This is a genomic window from Formosa bonchosmolovskayae, from assembly GCF_051016085.1.
Lineage (GTDB): Bacteria > Bacteroidota > Bacteroidia > Flavobacteriales > Flavobacteriaceae > Formosa.
Map to the genome: position 1 here is coordinate 373,832 of NZ_CP174605.1, position 21,098 is coordinate 394,929.

The following is a 21,098-nucleotide window of genomic DNA, read 5'->3' on the forward strand; positions in this document are numbered from 1 at the left end:
TTCTTATGAATTAAAATCCAGGAGTAATAATATCAATATTATCAATAAACACTTCATTACTACTATCTACAGCATTTAAAGCTCTTGCATAGATAACAATAAAGTTTGAAGTTGCTTCGAATCTTACTGTACTAGTAGTAAAGGTATTGTTACCTTCTGAAGGTTTTTCTTCATTAAAATCGTTTGTGATATTAATGTAACCATCTGTATAATCTTCGATACCCACTTCTGTAGTAATCTCTTTGTTTAATAAGAATACTTCTGTATTAATTCCAGCAGCTTCAGAACGTGTGTCTATGGTAAACGTATACTCGATTCCTGGCTCTACCGCTACCACTTGGTATAAACGACGTGAGCTATCAGAAAACTTAACACTTCTAGTTTTTACACCGTTTACATATGTACCATCGCTAGATGATCCTGGTTGCTCGTTAGTTCCGTAAGTCACATCGATATAATCGTTTAATTCGGTATTATTCCAAAGTGCTCTGTAAGGACTATCGATAGTTCCTAAAACGTCGTCTTCTATAGTACTGCTAGGCGTCATATCCCAAGCATCTGCATTGTCTCCAGTATTTACTGTATACTCGTCACAACTTCCATTTAAAACAATAGCTTTAAATGTAGGCTCTACACCTCCAACAGGAACTGCTTTGGTAATACTTCTAGATACACCTGCCTCGTTAGTTGTTGTTAACGTAACATCGTACGTACCAGCAGTAGCATATGTGTGTGTAGGGTTTACTTCTGTAGATGTTTCACCATCTCCAAATTCCCAACTATGAGACGCTGCTAAAGTTGAAGCATCTGTAAATTCTACCGTTAAACTAGATGTAGTAAATGAAAATTCAGGAATAGTAGACAGTTGTAAACCTTCTATGTTCTTGCTTACTACAAACTCATGTCCTAAATAATTAGTTGCTGTTAATGTAGCAACAACAGGCGCTGCACTAGAATACACATGTACTGGGCTAAATTTAGCATCTTCTTCTGTGTCTTCTGCTTTCCACTCTACAGTAGATCCGTCTCCAAAATCCCATACAAGAGAACTTGCACCAGATGTAAAATTCTCGAAGGTTACCTCTGTATCTTCCATTGCAAAATTAAAATCTACAAAAATAGGAGATACGTCTGATGAGTCTACAGCGACTAAACCGTCTGAACTTGTTGTACTTAGTTTAACGTTATACAATCCACCTTCGGTGTAAGTATAGTCAGGATTTGCTTCTGTAGATGTATTACCATCTCCAAAATCCCACACATAAGAATCTGCATCTGTAGAATAGCTTCTAAATACTAATGCTAATGTATTATCTGGATCTATACTTGTTGTAAACAACGTATTTGGCTGAATATTATTGATATTCCCAACAGGTGGCTCGTATGGATCGTAACCCTCATCGTAACACGATACTAGTCCTAAAAACATACAAAATAGCACGATAAAGACACCTGTACTCTGTTTTTTAATTAATTTATTATTCATAATTCAATTTTTTTATTGTTTAACTGTAATATCAAAAGCATCCACTCTACTTTCAGTACCAGAGTTCGTAATTAAAATAATCACTGATTCTAGCTCTCCTGCTTCAAATGTTATGGCATTCTTTTTAAATACATCCTGAACACTTGCAGCATTGTCTTCTGTTTTAAAAGCAAGAATATTAGCTTCTAATCGTGCTTCTTGAATATCTTGAGCATTTGGATTCACTATAGACACTGTTAAGTCTCCGCTAGCACCTGGATCTAAACTACTGAAATAAGATAATACATAAGTAGCTCCTGGAGTAACGTCTATTTCTTGATAACCAACACGTGTTCCGTCTGAAGGGAATTTCGCTGCTTTATACCCTTCTGGTAAAACACCTAATTCTGATTTTGTATTAATTTGGAATACACTTCCCCATTTAGAACTACTTGGCGATCTCCAAGAATCTCTACCATCTCCACTACCGTCGAATAAATCTCCGGCTTCGAAACCTGCTTCTCCAATTTCTGGAATAGCGATTGTTGGTATAGCTTGGCTTACAACAATTATTTTTTCGGTATAATCTGATTTACCTAAATTATCTGTTACCGTTAAACCTACAGTATATTCTCCTGGTCCAGGGAATTCAACAATAACTTCTCTATCTTGTAAAGTCCCAGCTGGTAAAGCAGCTAATTGAGCTTCTAAAGCGGCAACGTTTGCTTTAGTTTCGTCTGTAACTGCGGCTTCTGCTGCGGCTAATTGCACTTCTAAATCGGCTACTTGTTGTTCTAACACGGCGATTTTTGCAGGATCAGTTTCACAAGGGATCTTAAATTCTACTTTAGCAATCTCATCTTCCAACGCAACAACCGTAGCTAATTCGCCTTCGATTTGTTGCTCTATAATAGGCTGATCTTTATTGATTAAGTTCACATTTTCCGATGGCGAAATCTCCCATTGGTATTGTGTTCCGTTTACAGCTAGATTTGTACCCGCTTGTAGGAAGAAATCGTAATTCGCTTCTAATTCTACATCATTACAATCGAATTCAGATGTTGAAATATCAGAATAACTGTAGAAAGGCTGTGGCCCAGTAATGTCAGGTAAATCACCTACTTCAGGTAAATCGTCACTAACACATGCAGTTAAAGATACAAATGCACCTAAAACTATATATTTTAATTTAAACAAGTGTTTTTTCATAATTTTTAGGTTTTTAGTATCCGTCATTTTGATTATAAAAATTAGGTAAATTATCCAATTCTCTCTGAGGAAACGGAAGGTATTTCTTTTCATTAGTATAGAACAAACTGTTCTTAGCTGAAAATTCTGATAAGACTCTATCTGCTTCACCAAATCTAATTAAATCGTAAAGTCTTTGGTTTTCGTATACGAATTCTACTCTACGTTCTGCTAATAACTCTGCTTTTGTTAAGTTAGCAACTTCGTCTAAACCTGCTCTTAATCTTACTTGGTTAAATGCATCAATTGCTCTAGAATCTGTAGTACTATTACCTCCTGCTAAAATAGCTTCAGAATATAATAATAACACATCTGCATATCTTAAAACAATCCAGTCGTTATCTCCAATTTCTCCTGGTGTAGGGTACTTTGCGTTAAACGTATCGTTTGTTTCAAGGGTTGGGTTGTATGTTAAGGCATCAAAACTCACATAAAATCTTACAGGTTGTAATTCTGGAGTCATAACTTCTAAAAATTCGTTAGAAGCGATGTTCACCCCATTAGAAGGTCCTTGTAAGGTCATTGCAAAACTAAAAGACTCTGAATCTGTTTGTACTTGCTCGTCTAAAGAACTATCTGCAGTAACATAAGTATCACTACTTACTAAATCGTAAGCGATAGAGAAAATAACTTCGTCGTTAATTTCTAAACCTGAGTTATTAGACCAAGAACCATCTGGCACACCATCTGTGAATGTCCCATCGATATCGTTACCAAATACATGACCGAAATCTTTAATTAAGTTTTTATAGTTTTCGAAATCTGAATCGTCACTACCTTGTTCTGTATACAATAAGCTATATCCGTAAGACGAGCTATTATCTATTACTGAAGCTAATAAAAGTTCTGCTTCTTTATAATTAGGAGTAGGCTGACTTAAATATGCTTTAGCGGCAAAACAAATAGCGGCACCTGCAGATGGTCTGTATCTATCTACTGTAGCGTCTTGTAAATAGGCTATAGACGTTTTAAAATCTTCTATGATTTTTTCGTAAACTACAGCTGGGTCCAATTGAGGATAGTCGTAAGCTTCGTCTGCGTTAATGTCTAATACAGTATCTATATAAGGAATATTTTCATATGCTCTTATTAAGTTAAAGTGACATAATGCTCTCATAAAATAAGCTTCACCAACAGTGTATTGCTGATTTTCTGGAGCTAAAAATCTATTATCAATAATTGTATTTGCATGCTTAATGGTTGACATATTGTTTGAGTAATATGTTGCAACATCCCCGTTATTAGGGTCGATGTTATACGCATTAAACGCTGGATAGTTTCCGTTTTCTGTATTGGCTCTAACGTTATCAGATCTCAATTCAGAAATTAAGAATTCATTAGCAGGAACTTTTTGATATGCATCTAAAACTCCGTTCGCTAAGAATTTAAACCCATCATCTGTTTGAAGCAACTCTTCTATAGAAAGAGCGGTCGGGTTTGAAAGGTCAAGTTCTTCTTCGCAACTTGTAAATAAAGCTACAAGTGAAAAACAAATTAATATGTTTTTATATAAATTCATCATGTCTAATTATTTAAAATTGAAAGTTAATCCCTGCTGAAATAGTTCTAACTATTGGACCATCTCCTCTTTGGTAACCTGCTGTTAATGGAGTATTCGCATTATCTGAAGTTTGACCTGCAGCTTCTGGATTAAATCCTTCGTAATCACTAGCAGTAAAGAAAAGTAAGTTCTCTCCAGATAAATAGAATCTTAATCTGTCGATTTTGTACTTAGATGTAAATGATTCTGGAATTGTGTACCCAATAGTAACGTTTCTTAATGCTATAAATGAAGCATCTTGAATATGGTCGTCTGTAAATCTTCTGTGTACTGTTAAATCTCTGTCTGGGAAGTTTGCTACTTCATTTACTGAAGATTCACTCGCATAGTAAAGCTGATCTAAATCTGCTACTCTTACTTCTCCACCTTGAGAACCTTGCCATTGCATTGCAAAATCGAAATCGTACAATCTAATGTCTGTGTTAACACCCCAGTTAAAATCTGGATAAGGGTTACCAATTTCTGTTCTATCTTCATCATCGATAATACCATCGTTATTTAAATCTTTTACATATACATCGGCAAAGTCATTATTAAATCTGTTAAAAGGATTATCTACCCATTCTAATGGTATTTCTTTTTCGTAAACCCATCCGTAGAAAGATGTGATAGGCTGACCATTTCTAGCGATAAATTCTGTTGCTCTAGTATCTTGATCAATTCTTGAAATAATTTGATCGTTTTTACCTAAACTTACAACCTCATTTCTGTTTAAAGAAAACTGACCTGAAGCTCTCCAGCTGAAATTTTCTGTAGAGATAATTCTAGCGCTTAATTCAATTTCTACCCCTTCGTTTTTAACTTCTCCAAGGTTTTGTAAATAATTGTCTGTTCCGTAAACACCTGGTACAGGAGCGAAAAGAATTAAATCTTTACTACTTCTTGTATAGTAATCTACTCCTAAGCTAATTATTCCTCTACCAAAAGTAACATCGATACCTGGGTTAAATTCTACTAATTGTTCCCATCCTAAATCTTGGTTAGCTAATGTTACTGCTTTAACTCCTGTTAAGCCGTTATAACCAACTGTACTAAATGTTTCTTCGAATCTGTAAAGAGAGTTAAAGATGTTACTTGTAATTTCGTTAGAACCTGAAATACCATAACTCGCTCTTAATTTTAAGAAAGTAATAAAGTCACTAGACGATAAGAAATCTTCGTTAGACATAATCCAACCTACAGACGCTGCTGGGAAGAAACCAAATCTTGTGTTTGTTCCAAATCTAGTACTACCATCTGTACGTGCTGATAATTGAACTAAGTATTTTTCGTCGTAGTTATAATCTATTCTTCCGAAGTATGATACTAATTTATCTGTACCATTATCTGTAAATGTTGTTCCACCATCTGCAAGTGCGATGTTGTTATTAAAGTCGTTTGTATATCCTACAGCTTCAGACTCTTGAGTATAAAAATCTCTTCTTGTATATTCGAAACCAAATACAGAGTTAAAATCGTGTTTACCAAATGATGTGTTATACTTAAGTAATGATTCGAATGCATATTGGTTTAATTCGTCTCTAGACTCTAAACGGAAAGATTCTTGATCTCTGTTTTCTTGTCCGTATAAGTAATCTGCATTATTAGATTTACTGTGTCTGAATACACCAGAAATCCCTTGTCTAAAACTAAGTCCTTTAGCTAATTTAAAATCTAAGTAAGCAGAAGTGTTTAAACTTAATTTCTTAGATAATCTAGAACGCTCTAAATAGTGTACTAATGGGTGAACGTTTTTAGTTGTAGATAATGTTAAACCACCAGAAGTTAAATCGCTAACTAACGGAAGTCCTGTATTAGGGTCTCTAGCAATAGCTCTTGGGTTATTAGGATCTACAGTAAATACGTGGTCGAATGCTCTTGAAAAACCATAACTACCAACGCCTAAATTTTCGAACAGTTTACCAGCATCGGTTGAAACTCCTGGTTCTGTAGAAAAGTTAGTTACATATGGCATATGCTCTTCGGTTAAATAAAGTGGTAAATGACCATATTGTCTTAAAGGATCTGTAAATCTGGTTGGAACTCTAACTTGATCATTATAGTTTGCAGATAAATTAGCTCCGAACTTAATTTTCTTGTTTTTAGACTTGCTGTCTACTTTAATTCTAGCATTATATTTTGTGAAGTTGTCATTTAAAACTACACCTTCGTCTTCAAGAAAACCTAAAGAAGCTGTATAGCTTGTTAAATCTGTTCCACCTCTTACTGCTAACGAGTGGTTTTTAATAAATCCACCATTAAATATTTCGTCTTGCCAATTAGTTTCTCCACTACCTAAAGAAGCGATAAAGTCCATAGCTTCTAATTCTGCATATGCATTATCGTAATATCTATTAATATCTTCATATCGTGGACTGTCTGGAGAAATAGCGCTAACAGTTTCTTGTAAACCGTTTAATCTATTTCTTTCGTCGCTAATAGTCGTATTAAAGTTATCGTTGTTGGTTGTATATTTATAACCAGTAAACGTATTATAAGAAAAAGACGTTTTACCTGCAATACCTTCTTTTAAGGTTACAAGGATTACCCCATTTGCACCACGAGAACCGTAGATTGCTACAGAAGAAGCATCTTTTAATACACTTAAAGATTCGATGTTATTGTTATCGATAGACCCTAAAATATCTGGATCTGAACCTAATACAACACCATCTACAACGATTAATGGAGAAGAAGAACCCGTAATAGAACCAGGCCCTCTCATTGTAATCTTAGGATCCCCACCTGCCTCTGAAGACACGGTTTGAATTCTTAAACCTGCAACTTTACCTTGTAATGCATCTTCCACACGTGATACAGAACGATCAACGATTTCTTTAGATTCTACTTTAGTTAAGGCACTTGTTACATTTTTCTCTTTTTGATCACCGTAACCAATAATTACGACTTCGTCTAATTGAGCTACATCCTCAACTAAAGTAACATTAATTGTTGGGTTGGCTTGAACTGTCTTAGTTTGAGACACGTAACCTATGTAAGAAAACTGTAAAGCCGCACCTTGGTCTACTTTAATCTCATAGTTCCCGTCAAAATCGGTAGTTGCTCCTTGAGATGTTCCTACAACCAGAACATTAACCCCTGGAATCGGGACACCCTGTTCGTCAGAAACGAGCCCCGAAACTACATCCTGTGCAAACAATGCCGTGTTTAGCAACAGAACTACATACAATACTAATTGTTTTTTCAAATTCATTTGTTGTTGTTTTAATAATAAAAAATTTAGAACGTTTTTAAGACCAGTCATCTTAAACTTTCAACAGAAACAAGCTTCCGTTTTCCAAATAACTCCCGACGCAAAATGTATTTTATTCAATTTATCTTGCAACAGCATTTACTTTTAAACAGCAGCAGAATCACTTAATTTACTCTTAGCAAAAAGGGAGTAAAATCAAATAATTTTGTTTCTAAATCAGTAAAAAATAAGAACTAATCCTTTTTAAGGTTTGTTTAAAAAACCAATCTGGTTGACCAGATTGGTTGACCAAAGATATATTAATTCTATGTTAAAAAAAAATTATGTCGCAAAAAAAAAGTGCCTTTTAATAACAATTATCAAAAGGCACCTGGTTTAATAGTACATTCCTTAAAACTAAAAACATAGCCGTTTTATTGTTAGTGAAATTTTGATCTATTTTGCCATTATAATATGAAATTCGGACCGGAATTTATTTCCTAAATTTTTTAACATATCGATATGCAGATAAGACACATCCAAACACAAAAAACATCACCCACTTTAATTAATATTTTTAATTAAAGTGGGTGATGTTTTTTGAACTATAAATCGATATCTACTAATTATAAGTGTAGACGTACTACTTAAATAATTATTGCTTTTTAAAGTAGCTTACTCCTGTCCAAGTATAAACCTTATCGTTTAACTTTAACTCGTGTTTTTTAGTTTTTGAAGCCTCCGAATTTGACATTATAAATACAAACTCGTCACCATTTAACATACTAATCTGAACGGCCGAATAATCTGCACTACTTTGTAATACATTTAATTTTGCAATGCTAGAGAACGCCCCTTCAGACAATTCACTTACCGTGCTATATTTACCGTGAGTTTCTATAACCGAAGCAAATAACGCATTATCTGTGTGTTTTCTAACAATTAAAACAGGATCTGGTCTTAAGTTGTACTCTGGGTCGTTTGCACCAATACGTCCAAAAATTAATTCGTCGTCTGCAGATGTTGTTGTGGTTAATGTAAAGAATGTGTTATGACTTCTCCATGTTAATGCGGCTTCTCCTGTTGTAGATTGTCCTGATCCTTCTTTCCATAAGTGTTGGTATCCGTGATCTTTTCCTAAGGTAGAAAGCGTTTCGTACTTTTTGTAGTCGAAATTTGTCGAAATAACTTGTCCTAAATAATAGAATGGTAAATCGAACTGGTGTTTCTTATCTGAAGTCACCTGCATTAAATCTAACACCACTGGTTGCTCAAAGCTTGCGTTATTTAACATCACCGTTGTGCGTTGCATTACAGTTCCAGGATAAGCGTTAATCTCTTTTGCACTTGAAATCTGAACATCTGGATTTTCGACATCGAACACATACATATCTGAATGGTGCTGACTACCAATATCGTATTTACCTCCAAAATGAGACGTTTCATCTTGTACTATAGTATTATGCGCAATAGTTTGTTTTGCCCATGTTTTATTTTCTTTTAAATAACCACCTCCATTTTTTTGTTCAATATTTACAAAACGAGCTAAGCCGTAATCTTGTAACACTTCGTGTCCTTCATGAAACAAAGAAATAGATAATTTATCGTAGTGTCCGTGGCTTAATCCTTGAGCTGCATTTTTACCTACAAGTGTTAAGGCATCATTTTTAGTAGAACGTAAAATAGAAATCGCACCTTGATCTCCATCTGCACCATCTCTTAATAATAGTGATTTCTTTTCGAAAGGTTTTGCTTTACCATCACGAATATCCATCGCTACAGCTAAACCTGTTTGGTCTAATTGTACACGACCTTGTTCTTGTGCTATACTTAATAAACTAGGATCTCTGTCGCCATAATAGTATGCGATATCTAAAGCAGATACTAAAGACGAAGTGTAATAAGACATTCCTTTTTGAGAATCGTTTAAAGCAAAGAATTCACCATCTTTATCGGTTAAATTCATTAATGCATCTACACCTTTTAATAACACTCCATTTTTATGTTCGAATGGTTTTACTTCAGGTTTTACATTTTGTAATGCTTCACCAAAAATCATGAATGGATACATGGCGTAACGCTGATAATAAGCTCCTTCGGTATAATATCCATCAGGTGAAAATGGCTCTTCTAAGTTTGCTAAGAAACCTGCTTTTTGTCCTTCAACAAAAATATCTCCACCATCGTTATCTTTCCCTGCATCTAATTTTAAATCCTTAATCCCGTATAATGCTCTATCTATTAAAGCGTCATCATTCATAACTAAGGCAATCATACCAACAGCAACATTCCCCCATGTACTGTGGTTGTGAATACGGTTAAAAAACTGAGGTGTATCTACAGACAAGAAATCGGCCATAGGTCTGAAAAGATTTTTTTCGATGTATTTAACTTCTTTTTTAGATAAGAAATTATACACACAATCGTAAGCCTGACTAGTATATACTAACCAAACCGAATCGTTTAAACATTGCCAAAATAATTTTCCTCTTGCGTAAGATCGTTCTTGTGGGTGTCTTGGCAATCCCGGAAACATTTTTGCATATTCCATTAGCATATCACGCACATAAATAGCATACTTTTCATCTCCAAGAATCTGGTATAATACCCCAGCTTCCTGCATGGTTAAGTAATTTAGTTTATGTTGCTCGTGCGTATAACCTCCAGCCATATCTTTTGGTACAGGAACATCAATCCCTTTTAAAATCTGAGCATCTACCTTCTCTTTTACTTGAGCTAAAGTCGCATCGAATAAAGGGACATTTCCCAGTTGCGCTTTAATGTCTTTAACCCCTTGTTTGGTTAAAATTAAATTTGGGTGTTCTTGAGAAAATCCATTTTGCGCTATAAGCACACAACAGATAAAAAGGATTCTTTTTAATAACATAAGTGTTTGTTTGTTTGTTTAAAATCTACTTTATAATACCTAAATCTTTACCATTTGCACCTTTTCCTTTTAAAGGCGAATCGGTTGCTAGTTCAAATGTATCTGTATTCGAAAATTTTGGATCTACAGAAAGACTATTTGCTACTGTATATTTCTGATTGCCGGTAACCCGCATATCATCGACTTTGTAAAAATCGTTATTCAAAATATTTACGATAGGCTCCCCTACAACCAAGTGCATCTCGACAGGTTTTGTATCGTTAAAAATGTTGTTTTCAATACGATTGGATTGTACACCGTATAATGATAAGGCCGCATTGTATTTGTTTTTCTTTCCAAAACCAACATGATTAAAGACATTATTTTCCATTTCTAAAAAGGGTCCTAATGTACTTTCATCCGTTCCTCCTCTATACAATCTTAATGCCACGCCTTGAACATCTGTAAGAATATTATTCTTCATAATAACATACTCTGCGTTGTACGCACCAATATCATCTGTCTCTGCGTCTAATGCTGCAATATGTCCTGTGATATTTTTAAATTTTGAATTTTGAATGCTTATTGTATCGGCAAAAGTACCTTTACCTACGCGTAACACATCAAAAGAATGGTTAACAATTAAATCTTCAAAATCACAGCCGTCGATAAATAACTTATAGTTTTCTGTCATTGATTTTTTACTCGTACTTATAACAGCATTTCCTGCATAATCTGGAGAACTTGCCCCATTAAATTTTAAATTCTCTAAAGATAAACTTCCTCCGTTTTCTATTTCGAAAGCCATCATACGTTCAAATAAAATGATTGCTTTTTCTTTTCCTGAAGATTTAAAGGTAAGCGGATGCTTAACTTTAGCCGATTTGGTTAACACATAAGTTTCTCCCGAAGTTAATTCGATTACATCACCAGGATTAGAATGTGCCGTTGCAAACGACAACGTATTAATTCCCGGCTCTACAGCAATTGTTTGTCCTGAATTTAACGCTATGGTTTTATCGTCTTTAGAATACCAAGTAGTTCCTGTATTGTCTTTCGTTCCGATTTTATCACTAATTACAATCGGGTTTTTTATTTGATCTGAAGTCGGAATTAAAAATCCTTGATCGTTCTTTACCAATTTAAGATTAGCAGGTGTAAATCCGCCAGCGATATTGGTATTAATATTCTCCCCTACTATATTTTCATGAAATGAAATTCCGCTAACATCATCGAATGCAGTAAATATATTGTCTTTATGATCGTGGTAGAAAATGTTACCTGAAATTTCTGTAGATGTTGGAGGTGCGCTACGCTCTTCGTCGCTTCCTGCACAAAATAATATATTGTCGCAATTTACGTAAGTGTTGTTTAACAATTTACTGTTCATTACTGGCATATACCGATTTGGTGTCGAATTTGGCACACCATTCATAACAACAAATGCACCTCTAAAACGATATCCTGTTACGCCAAATAAATAATTATTTCTAACAATCTGATCTTCGTTTATAATTCTAATCCCACCCGTATTTGGCTTATTGTTTCCTAAAAACACGTTGCCTTCTACTAAGGTTTCATTTCCATGACGCATGGTTAACGTTCCTGTACATTCAAAAAACGTATTGTATCTGTAAATGTTATTGGCAGATTTACTAGAAACCGTTTCTATCTCTCCGTTACATCTATCAAAATAATTAGATTCTACTATTGTACCAGAATTTTCTAATGCGTGATGACTTGTACCAATACGTAATGTTTCTCCTCCGTTATTTCCAAATGTTGGACGAGGACCAAAATAATTATGATCTATTTGGTGATTATTTTCGACACTCCCTTTAGTATCTAAACCCACAATCATGGTAACACCTAAGTTCTTTTTACCAACAATGTGATTATGATCTAAGCGATTGTTTTTTCCGTAAATGGTAACCCAATAATCTTGAACATGACGTTCTGGATTATTAAAATTATCGATAACACATTCTGTTAAACGACAATTGTTAGCCAATTCTTCTCTATTTTTTCTGAAAGAAATTACAGCATTGGTTGGTGTATAACCATTTTTAAAAACCAGACCTTTAATTATTAAGTGCTCCCCTGCGATTTGAAGATTGGATCGCCCCTCTAAAGTCACTTTACCTTTTTCTTCTACAGTAAGCGTAATTGGATGTTCTGCTGTTCCCTTGGCATCGAAAACCAATTCTGTATCGGTCCAAACTCCATTTGCAAGTACAATCTCGTCGCCTGGTTTGGCATTAGCAACTGCAGCGTTAAACATCTCTACGTCTGTCACTAAATTGTTTGCTTTATCTTGATCTTTACAAGATATAAATAAGAAACTCCCGGTTATAATAAGGACTAAAAAGTAGTTAAAAAAGACCTTAGACTCTTGTTTTATCATTGTAGTTTGTTTGTTGTATAACTGGTTAACCAATTTGGTGTACCAAAAGTATTGATTTTTTTACGATTACAAAAGTTAAATCATAATAATTAATGAATTTGATAAAATCATGAAACAAAATAGTTCAAATGTTGAATAAAAAGTAAGAAACAGTGATTTTTATCATATTTTATGTGGTTTGAAACGCTATATCGTAGACGTCGTTTTTCGAGGTATTTAGAGTGCTCCGTAATGAATCCCATTTTTTAAGCTGTTTGAAAACATTTATTAAATCGGATACATGTATGGAACGAACCTTGTTAAATAACGTGCCATTTTATATAAACGATGTTCTTGTAGCTACTCCACGGTTTTGGAATGCAGAATTTTAGTTCTAGGCAACTCACGTAAATCAATAGAATATATATCTGAAGACGGCATGGTTTGGTAATACACTTCTGTACTTCCTCCAACGATATACAATACATTATTGGCATAAAAGAGTGAGGTTGCGCTTAAATCTAACCGAATATCGTATTCATTTAAAACTTTAGTCTCTACATTATAGGTTAACAATTTCCTTGCGTTAAATATATAAATGGTGTCATTATTCGCCGTTACACTAGCGTTCCCCATACCGTAAAACAAATCGCCTTCTGCTTTCCAAGTTCCAGTTTCAAGGTTATAAGATTCAATTTCTTTTAACATATCACCATTAAAACCACCAATTAAATAGATTTTATTCTTAACTAATACACCTCGAACTTCCTTTGCTGTTGTCATATTATTTAGTGCGTACCAATAGCCAGATGTAATGTTAAAGAGGAACGATTTATCGCTATATATTTTATCGCCATTAGATTTACGTTTGTTAGAACCACCCATTACAATTATATTATCTTGGTAAGCAACCGAAGTAAAATTAATAGCCTGATGCGGATACGTATCGTCTAACTGTAATGCATGACTATCAAGATCGAACACTTCAATTTTATTTTCTAAATATTCTGTTGCTTGACTTTTAGATAGAGACTTTCCGCCTAACACATATACCTTATTATCTACAGCCACAACATTATGATAAGCCCGTTTTCTGAAATTTAATTCTGGAACCACAACCGTATCTTTATCGACATCGTAAATTTGTAGTTTATCACTATAGTGTTTCCAAATTAGCTCGGGTTTGCTAACATTCTTAAACAATTCTCCAATAGATTCAGATTCTTGAAGCGCTCGTTTTTTAACATCATCTTTTATGGTTTTATCTCCACCAACAACATAAATCTTATGGCCCAACATTGTTGCTCCAAAATGATGCACGCCTTCCTCTAACGAGGCTACTTTTTTATACGGTAAGGCCTCTTGTAACTCAAGTTCAGAATACAGAACAATCTCCTCTAACGCCTCATTAATCTTAGATAAAAAGATAATATAGTTTAAAGACTTTATTTGTTCGCGTGTATAAGTTTTAGTCTCATAGCCAACGCTAGAAAACGAAATAAGAGCTGTTTCTTTAGCTTTTGGGATCTGTAACTCAAACTCGCCTTTCTCATTGGTTACTGTTCCTTGCCCTATAGTTTTAGAATAAATGTTTACATCCTCTAAAGGCAAATTGGTATCTCTGTCCAATACAGTACCTGTAATATTTTGAGCGGTTAGCGTAACAACAGATAAAAGGAATAAAAAAGTCAGTTTCATTTAGGCTATTATAAATTTATAGTACCAGAACAGATAAGGATCTAGATTAGGTACGAGCTTATAAAGCTACTTAAATACTGTGTAATCCACACATATAATTAAATTAAGACGTTTAAGCACAAATTATACATGAAACTATTCTCTTTCTGAAACAGCCTAATAACATGATTATCGTCATATTAAAAACATTTCTTTTTATTTAATTTTACGTTTCCCTTGAAATTCTTAAAAATTATATAAATGAAAAAATTACTCTTTATCGCATTGGCATTACTTATTGTTGGTTGTAAACAGAAGGAAGAAAAAAAATCTTTTGAGTACGCTCCAAGTTCTTCTAAAACTGTAGAGCAGACCAAACCTGCCGAAGAAAAAAAATCTTTTGAAGATATTGTGGATTTAGAAAACAAAGGTGTTGGACCAATTACTTCTGTAGCCATAGAAGAAAGTATAGATCAAGATCTGGCTAAAAAAGGAGAAAACTATTTTAAAATAAACTGTATGGCATGCCATAAAACAGATCGTAAATTTATTGGTCCAGCGTTAGGAGATATTACTACTAAAAGAAGTCCGGAATGGATAATGAATATGACCATGAATACGTCTCAGATGGTAAAAGAAGACCCATTAGCAAAGGGTATTTATGAGGAATATGATAAAGCGCCAATGGTAACCGCTCCTGTAAGCGAGGAGAATGCTAGAGCCATCTTAGAATACTTAAGATCTTTAAATCCCTAACATTTAGTACTCGGTTAAAAACAAAAAAAAGCTGTTTAGTTATAGAAAGACTAAACAGCTTTTTTATTCTAAAACCTCATCGGTTGCTTTAACTCTAAAGCAACGCTCTTCGCCCAGATAAGCTGGATCTCCATATTTTTCGGACCAGAATCCATCCAAAATATCGGGAGTTAAACAGCGATACACAACAACGCCTTTAAATTTCTTGTCGTCTTCTCCTAAATAATAGAAATTCACCACCAATATATTGTCTTTAAAGAACCCTGTTCCAAACTGTTCTTGTTCGTTATGTATTAACCAGATGGCCTGAATACGGTTGTCGCTATCTACAGATAAACTAAGCGTCCCCTCGTAAGTATGATTGCTTTCGTTTTGGTTACTTCCCATTACGGTAAAAGTCCCCTCTAAATCTTTAATGGTCATGTAAAATCATAATTTAAAAAACGAATCTACTACTTATTTAAGAATTATGCTTTGTCTAGGTCTAAAGGTACTATTAATAACGGAATTTTGGAATCTTCTAGTAATTGCTCGGCTGTACTTCCCAAAATTGCTCTATAGAAAAACCCATGACGTTCATGCCCCGTAATAATTAAATCGGCTTTTAATTTTTCTGCTTGCTGTAAAATGGTTTCAATGGTTGCTCCACTTACTAATAATCCATCTGTATCTATACCACGGTCATTCATATCTTTAGCATATTTCTGAAGCAAGCGATGTTCCTTTCTCAATTCTTCTGCACGTGCATCTCTAATTTCTTCCGGCCCCACATCGTAACCAACAAAATCTGGCTCGGGTGCTGCAATATGCATAATCCACAATTTAGATTTAAAAGCCGATGCCATTTTAAATGCTTGCTCTAACAAAGGCGCTTCTTTTTCGTTAAAATCGATGGTCACTAATATACTTTTCATGATTTCTTAGTTTAAATTTATGACTCTCTAAGATACTAAACATTTAACTGAAAAACCATTTTGACTTGGCCTTGTTAAAAGGATATATAATTTAAACTAATCCACCAATGGCTTGTATTTTATCGTTTACCGGAATACGTCATGGCTTCACCTTTCCCGAATCCGTAACTAAACCCCAGAGTATAAAAGCGACCACGTGTACTTCTATTGTTGTTGAAATTATTGGCGTTTAAAATGGTGTTTTCGTAAACTCTAGATTCAAAAACATCCTTAATCGCAAAATTTACCACGACTTTACCTTTTAGTATTTTTTTACGTAACCCAAAATCCATAAAGGTGAATCCCTGATTTTCGCTTTGCACTGTTTGATAATCGGATTCTAACTGCCCTGTAACTTCCAAATCGAAATCGGCTGGCAATGCTATTTTAGACGTTAATCTCCCATTCCAACGTTCTCCATTAAAATCGAATGATTGATCTTCGAATTCGCCTTTACGCTGAAAGTAATTAAAGTTAAAATCTCCATTAAAAGTTAGCCAATTTAAAGGTGAATATTTTCCATTTAATTCAAATCCTAAAGCTCCATTTGTACCAACGTTTACCGGAGTTGTTAACGTAACGTTATCCTGAAAAACAGAAACTCGTTCTACCACATCTGTAGTGTACAGATAAAAGACACTCGAGTTTAATGTCGCTTTTCCTATTTTAAAAATCCCTGTGATTTCGTAAGAATTTGTGTATTCGGGTTGTAAATTCGGATTTCCGACACGAATATTATAGTTGTTTTTAATATTGAAGAATGGATTTAAATCCCATAAACGCGGTCTAAAAATACGTTTTGAATACCCTGCTTGAACCGAAAAATCGTCGTTAATTTTGTATGAACTATGTACCGTAGGAAAGAAATCTGTGTACTCCTGATCGTTCTCTTCGTTTGTATTGGCCAACAAGGTGTACAACTTAGTATCTTCAACACGAAGTCCTAATTTTACACCCCATTTTTCACCTTCGTAAGCTCCCGTTCCGTAAAACCCGAAAACCTTTTGATTGTATTCGAAATCATTCGTTAGATTCGGATTTACAATCCATTCGTTCGATTCGAATTCGCGGACTTCATAGTCATTTCCAACATCGTTAATTAAATATTGCACCCCGGTTTCGATAGTGATAGTCTCCGAAAGCGGATTCGTATAATCTAATTTAAAGGTGTAATCGGCTTGTTGAAATTCTGTTTCCGTTTGCTGATCGATATTTACAATGTCCCCAAATGTGGTCGTATTTGTAAATTCCGATTCTTGATCTTTCCCAAAAAAACTCCCTAAAGCACTAAACAACAACGTATGCTCTTTGTTATTCTTAAACTCTTTTTTATAATTTAATTCGTACTGCCATTTCGGATTGGTAGCATCTGTTTCTTCCTCACGAAACCATCTTGAGTTTAGCACAGCATTATCGTAAGAACTAAAATTAGTTTTAGAAGGTTGATCTTCGATTTCGTAGGCAAAATTACCTGAAAGCGTAAGCACATTTAAATCGTTTATATGGTAATCGGTCCCTAAAGTTACATTGAAAAACGTTTCGTTTCTGTACTCCGTACCTTCACTAATAACACTCGAACCGGTTTCAAAATTGGTATTCTCCGATGTATTATCTCTAGGCAAAGACCGATATCCGCCACCAAATTGGGTGAATAAATTAAACTTCTCTGTTCTTTTATTCAAACTCACTCCAACACTATGGTTATCGGGAATTCCTGTATTTAAAGATATCGAACCGTTCACACCCCTTTTATCTTCTTTTTTAAGAATAATATTTAAAATTCCTGCGGTTCCTTCTGCATCATATTTAGCCGACGGATTTGTAATTACCTCCACACGTTCAATCATATCGGCAGTAATTGTTCCCAGCGCATTACTACTTTCGTCAGCCAAAACAGAAGGTTTCCCATCGATTAAAATTTGAACTCCACTATTTCCTCTTAAACTCACTGCACCTTCAATATCTACATTTACAGATGGAACATTATTTAAAACTTCTAAAGCACTTACCCCTGTACTTGCTATATCTTGCCCCACATTAAATATTTTTCTATCCAGCTTGAACTGTGTCGAAGACACTTCTGCACGCACCACAACCTCGTCTAAAGACTGCGCATCTTGCTCCATGTACACTGTACCTAAATCGTACACAGCACTTGTAAAATCGAGATCTTTAAAGGTTAATGTTTTAAATCCGATAAAACTGATTTGAAGATATACTTGCGAAGAAGAAGAGGTTAATGTAAAAGCACCAGATTCGTTAGTTGTAGTCCCTGAGATCGGCTTATTAGAACTTGAATCTACAATAACAACTGTAGCGTAAGGTACCGAAAGGTTTGCCCCTTTTTCCAGAACAACACCCCTAATCTCGACCTCTTGAGCCTGTGTTAAAGAGACAAAACTCCAAAAAAGACTAAGAAATAATATTAATGACTTCATGTAAACTTCCAATTTTATAATTTTTAGACATTACAAACATAAGCACTTATATAGGGATTTGCAGGTCGCGATTTACACTTAATTTTAGTCAATTATTGAAACACTAACACCTCGATATTTAGGGGTAAAAAATCACCTATATACAAAAGCTATTTTCACATTATTTAGCATTTAAAAACACTTCAGGATGCATTCCTTTTCCGAAATTACGCAATCCATTCATAGCCTGTTTCATGGTGATAGGAATGTATTCGCAGTCGGATGCACGCATATAACGCACTTCGCCGGCATCCATTTTTGGAGCATCTGGAACGTAAATAGACAGAAAATCGGATTGACTTTTATCAGTAATAAAGGCGATAAGATATATGGTATCGTCTTTTAATAAAATGGGTTTCCAGAAATCTTGCTTTTTATAATCGGCTTCATCAATAAATCTATATTTCATCATCTGAAAAGAAGGAAAACTATAAAACAAGGTGGTTTCAAATGCATTACTCCATTGCTTTAAAAAGCCATTCACAATAAAATAACCACTTAGCAAACTAATTATGAAGATAATAAAACAAGTTACCAATACCACCGCCGCCGGTCCCAGGATTGTTGTCAATTGAAATTTCTCTGTTAGTGTATGACCTAAAGGCATTAAAATACCGAGTGCTTTACCAAACAAAACAAACAGGATAAGGATGGGAACAACAACAAACAGTGTTCCTGTAATCACATAACGTATAAGCAATTTATAACTCTTCATGCATTAGTTAAATTTCAATATTACAGTATTGCCGTTGAAGATACTAAAGAATATAAAAATGGAATGACATTTACTAAGACAAAAACACACAAGACTGATAAACAGACACTAACAAAACTCCGGAGTTTTAGAGTCTCGAAGGATAAATATCCCACTCAAGGAAGAAATCCAATTAAAATGTTGTAATTTAATGTTCTTAACCATTATAATTTATAAACATTATGAACGTATTAAAGCATGTATTTTTATTATTGGTTGTATGCAGCATGTCCTTTGCTGTAAGTGCACAAAGTAAAAAAGACAAGAAAATAATCAAGGAATCGGATGCCGCAGTTAAGACACTTTTAGAGGTAAATCCCGATTTAAGGACTTTTTTCGATAATTCGGCGGGATGTGTTATTTTCCCTAATGTGGGTAAAGGCGGTTTTATAGTTGGAGGTGCCTCAGGAAATGGAGTATTATATCAGTATGGCAAAAAGAAAGGCATGGCAAGTTTAAAAGAACTCAACGTTGGCTTACAGGCAGGAGGTCAAGCTTTAATTGAAGTGATCTTTTTTGAACAACTAGAGGATGTGGAGAAATTTAAAGCAGGTAAATTTGAATTTGATGCAGGAGTATCTGCAGTAGTACTAAAAACGGGAGAAAGCCTAGATGCCAAATATAAAGATGGTGTGGCAGTATTTACACATTCTAAAGCAGGATTAATGGCTGAAGCCTCTATTGGCGGACAAAGTTTTAAGTACAACGCATTCGACTAATATACAACTCACAACAGAAGTGTTCGAAATTCTGTATTCCGAACACTTCTTTTATGTAAAAAATATAATAATATTTTATACTCTTTCCCGTCGTTTAGACATGATCCTCTGAAAACTAGAAGGAGTCAAACCTGTAATCTTTTTAAATTGTCCCGATAAATGAGCGACACTACTATATTGCAATCGATGCGCAATTTCTGTAAGTGTTAAACTATCGTTACTGGACATGAGTTCTTTTGCGTAATCTATCTTCTTTAAAATTACGAAATTCTCGATTGAAGAATAGGTAACTTCAGAAAATATACTAGACAAATAACTGTACGAGTAATTTAACTTTTTTGAAAGTAAAGTAGACGTGTTGTATGTTTTATTTTCATCGGAATCTTGTATCATCTCAGCGATAATGTCTTTTATACGTTGTACTAAAACATCTTTCTCATCTTGAATAATTTCAATTCCATAAAACGCTAAACGTTCAATAAGCTCCTCTCTCTTTTCTTTTTTTAGATCGGAAGCTAATTCAATTTCTCCTATCCCGTTTAATTTATAAGGAATTTTTAACTCCTCTAATTGCGCTTCAAGCACACGTTTACAAACTACGTGATAATCGAATCTAACGAATACTTTCATATGCCACCTTTAAGTTTGGCTGCAAAATACGAATAAGTTATTCATCATCTAAAATTTTTGCATCTTCTGTATAATTAGACTTAGGAATGTCTTTAAAGAATGTTGCATCGTCTAAATTTGCCGTAGGTCCGTATCCTGCTAAAAATGTTCCTTTAGAGTCGGATGGGGTTTCAATAACATATAAAATAGACATGTCCGATGGATTACTCATCCCTTCGTAACGGTGCTCTGCTACGATCTTTACCGATTCAGAATTAAAGGCTTCCTTGGTTTCTAAATCTACCAATTGGTTATCCTTAACTCTATAATTTGCTGTATAGCCTTTATCTTGGTACTTTTTAATTTTATCTGTTTCGTGCTTAGCGAATTCGTCTGAAATTATCATAATATTTATTTTTAAGGTTCGTAATACTTTAAATACAAAAGGGCATATCCCT

Annotated in this window: 15 protein-coding genes; 2 read left to right on the forward strand and 13 right to left on the reverse strand. The window is 34.4% G+C overall.

Going from position 1 to position 21,098, the window contains the following annotated elements; translation table 11 throughout:
• Nucleotides 1-10: 10 nt before the first annotated feature.
• The 7 genes from ACKC83_RS01420 to ACKC83_RS01450 all read right to left on the reverse strand — a co-directional run bounded on the left by ACKC83_RS01420 (nucleotide 11) and on the right by ACKC83_RS01450 (nucleotide 14,393).
• Entirely contained in the window at nucleotides 11-1,486 is a 1,476-nt protein-coding gene (locus tag ACKC83_RS01420) for a PKD domain-containing protein (RefSeq protein ID WP_434036772.1), read from the reverse strand.
• A gap of 12 nt (nucleotides 1,487-1,498) precedes the next feature.
• Nucleotides 1,499-2,674: a PKD domain-containing protein gene (locus tag ACKC83_RS01425; RefSeq protein ID WP_414035239.1), complete on the reverse strand. Its 1,176-nt coding sequence runs from the start codon at nucleotides 2,672-2,674 to the stop codon at nucleotides 1,499-1,501.
• 13 nt (nucleotides 2,675-2,687) lie between these two features.
• On the reverse strand, nucleotides 2,688-4,235 hold the full coding sequence (locus ACKC83_RS01430) for a RagB/SusD family nutrient uptake outer membrane protein (protein WP_414035238.1): 1,548 nt from the start codon (nucleotides 4,233-4,235) through the stop codon (nucleotides 2,688-2,690).
• Between the two features lie 10 nt (nucleotides 4,236-4,245).
• On the reverse strand, nucleotides 4,246-7,467 hold the full coding sequence (locus tag ACKC83_RS01435; RefSeq protein ID WP_434036773.1) for a SusC/RagA family TonB-linked outer membrane protein: 3,222 nt from the start codon (nucleotides 7,465-7,467) through the stop codon (nucleotides 4,246-4,248).
• 634 nt (nucleotides 7,468-8,101) lie between these two features.
• Nucleotides 8,102-10,333: an alginate lyase family protein gene (locus ACKC83_RS01440; RefSeq protein ID WP_434036774.1), complete on the reverse strand. Its 2,232-nt coding sequence runs from the start codon at nucleotides 10,331-10,333 to the stop codon at nucleotides 8,102-8,104.
• Nucleotides 10,334-10,358: 25 nt separating this feature from the next.
• Nucleotides 10,359-12,716, reverse strand: coding sequence for a polysaccharide lyase 6 family protein (locus ACKC83_RS01445; RefSeq protein WP_434036775.1), 2,358 nt, complete (start codon nucleotides 12,714-12,716; stop codon nucleotides 10,359-10,361).
• Nucleotides 12,717-13,055: 339 nt separating this feature from the next.
• Nucleotides 13,056-14,393 (reverse strand): Kelch repeat-containing protein, encoded by a 1,338-nt coding sequence (locus tag ACKC83_RS01450; protein WP_434036776.1) that lies wholly within the window; start codon nucleotides 14,391-14,393, stop codon nucleotides 13,056-13,058.
• A 240-nt stretch (nucleotides 14,394-14,633) separates the two neighbouring features.
• Here ACKC83_RS01450 and ACKC83_RS01455 point away from each other — a divergent pair, with 240 nt between their 5' ends.
• Nucleotides 14,634-15,128 (forward strand): c-type cytochrome, encoded by a 495-nt coding sequence (locus ACKC83_RS01455; RefSeq protein WP_434036777.1) that lies wholly within the window; start codon nucleotides 14,634-14,636, stop codon nucleotides 15,126-15,128.
• Nucleotides 15,129-15,191: 63 nt separating this feature from the next.
• Here the strand turns inward: ACKC83_RS01455 and ACKC83_RS01460 are convergent, their stop codons facing one another.
• The 4 genes from ACKC83_RS01460 to ACKC83_RS01475 form a co-directional block, all read right to left on the reverse strand.
• Nucleotides 15,192-15,551, reverse strand: a complete 360-nt coding sequence (locus ACKC83_RS01460; protein WP_434036778.1) for a hypothetical protein — start codon at nucleotides 15,549-15,551, stop codon at nucleotides 15,192-15,194.
• A gap of 44 nt (nucleotides 15,552-15,595) precedes the next feature.
• Nucleotides 15,596-16,042 carry a universal stress protein gene (locus ACKC83_RS01465; protein WP_434036779.1) on the reverse strand — a complete coding sequence of 149 codons (447 nt, stop codon included), beginning with the start codon at nucleotides 16,040-16,042 and terminating at the stop codon, nucleotides 15,596-15,598.
• Nucleotides 16,043-16,161: 119 nt separating this feature from the next.
• On the reverse strand, nucleotides 16,162-18,519 hold the full coding sequence (locus ACKC83_RS01470) for a TonB-dependent receptor domain-containing protein (protein ID WP_434036780.1): 2,358 nt from the start codon (nucleotides 18,517-18,519) through the stop codon (nucleotides 16,162-16,164).
• A 160-nt stretch (nucleotides 18,520-18,679) separates the two neighbouring features.
• Entirely contained in the window at nucleotides 18,680-19,273 is a 594-nt protein-coding gene (locus tag ACKC83_RS01475; RefSeq protein ID WP_434036781.1) for a hypothetical protein, read from the reverse strand.
• Nucleotides 19,274-19,494: 221 nt separating this feature from the next.
• On the opposite strand from ACKC83_RS01475, the gene ACKC83_RS01480 reads away from it, so the two are divergent.
• Complete coding sequence (locus ACKC83_RS01480; protein WP_434036782.1) at nucleotides 19,495-20,031, forward strand: YSC84-related protein; 537 nt, start codon at nucleotides 19,495-19,497, stop codon at nucleotides 20,029-20,031.
• Nucleotides 20,032-20,106: 75 nt separating this feature from the next.
• On the opposite strand, the gene ACKC83_RS01485 is transcribed toward ACKC83_RS01480, so the two are convergent.
• Together ACKC83_RS01485 and ACKC83_RS01490 are read right to left on the reverse strand one after the other, a co-directional pair.
• Nucleotides 20,107-20,661 carry a helix-turn-helix domain-containing protein gene (locus tag ACKC83_RS01485; RefSeq protein ID WP_414035227.1) on the reverse strand — a complete coding sequence of 185 codons (555 nt, stop codon included), beginning with the start codon at nucleotides 20,659-20,661 and terminating at the stop codon, nucleotides 20,107-20,109.
• Between the two features lie 37 nt (nucleotides 20,662-20,698).
• Nucleotides 20,699-21,046, reverse strand: a complete 348-nt coding sequence (locus ACKC83_RS01490; protein ID WP_434036783.1) for a hypothetical protein — start codon at nucleotides 21,044-21,046, stop codon at nucleotides 20,699-20,701.
• Nucleotides 21,047-21,098 lie beyond the last annotated feature (52 nt).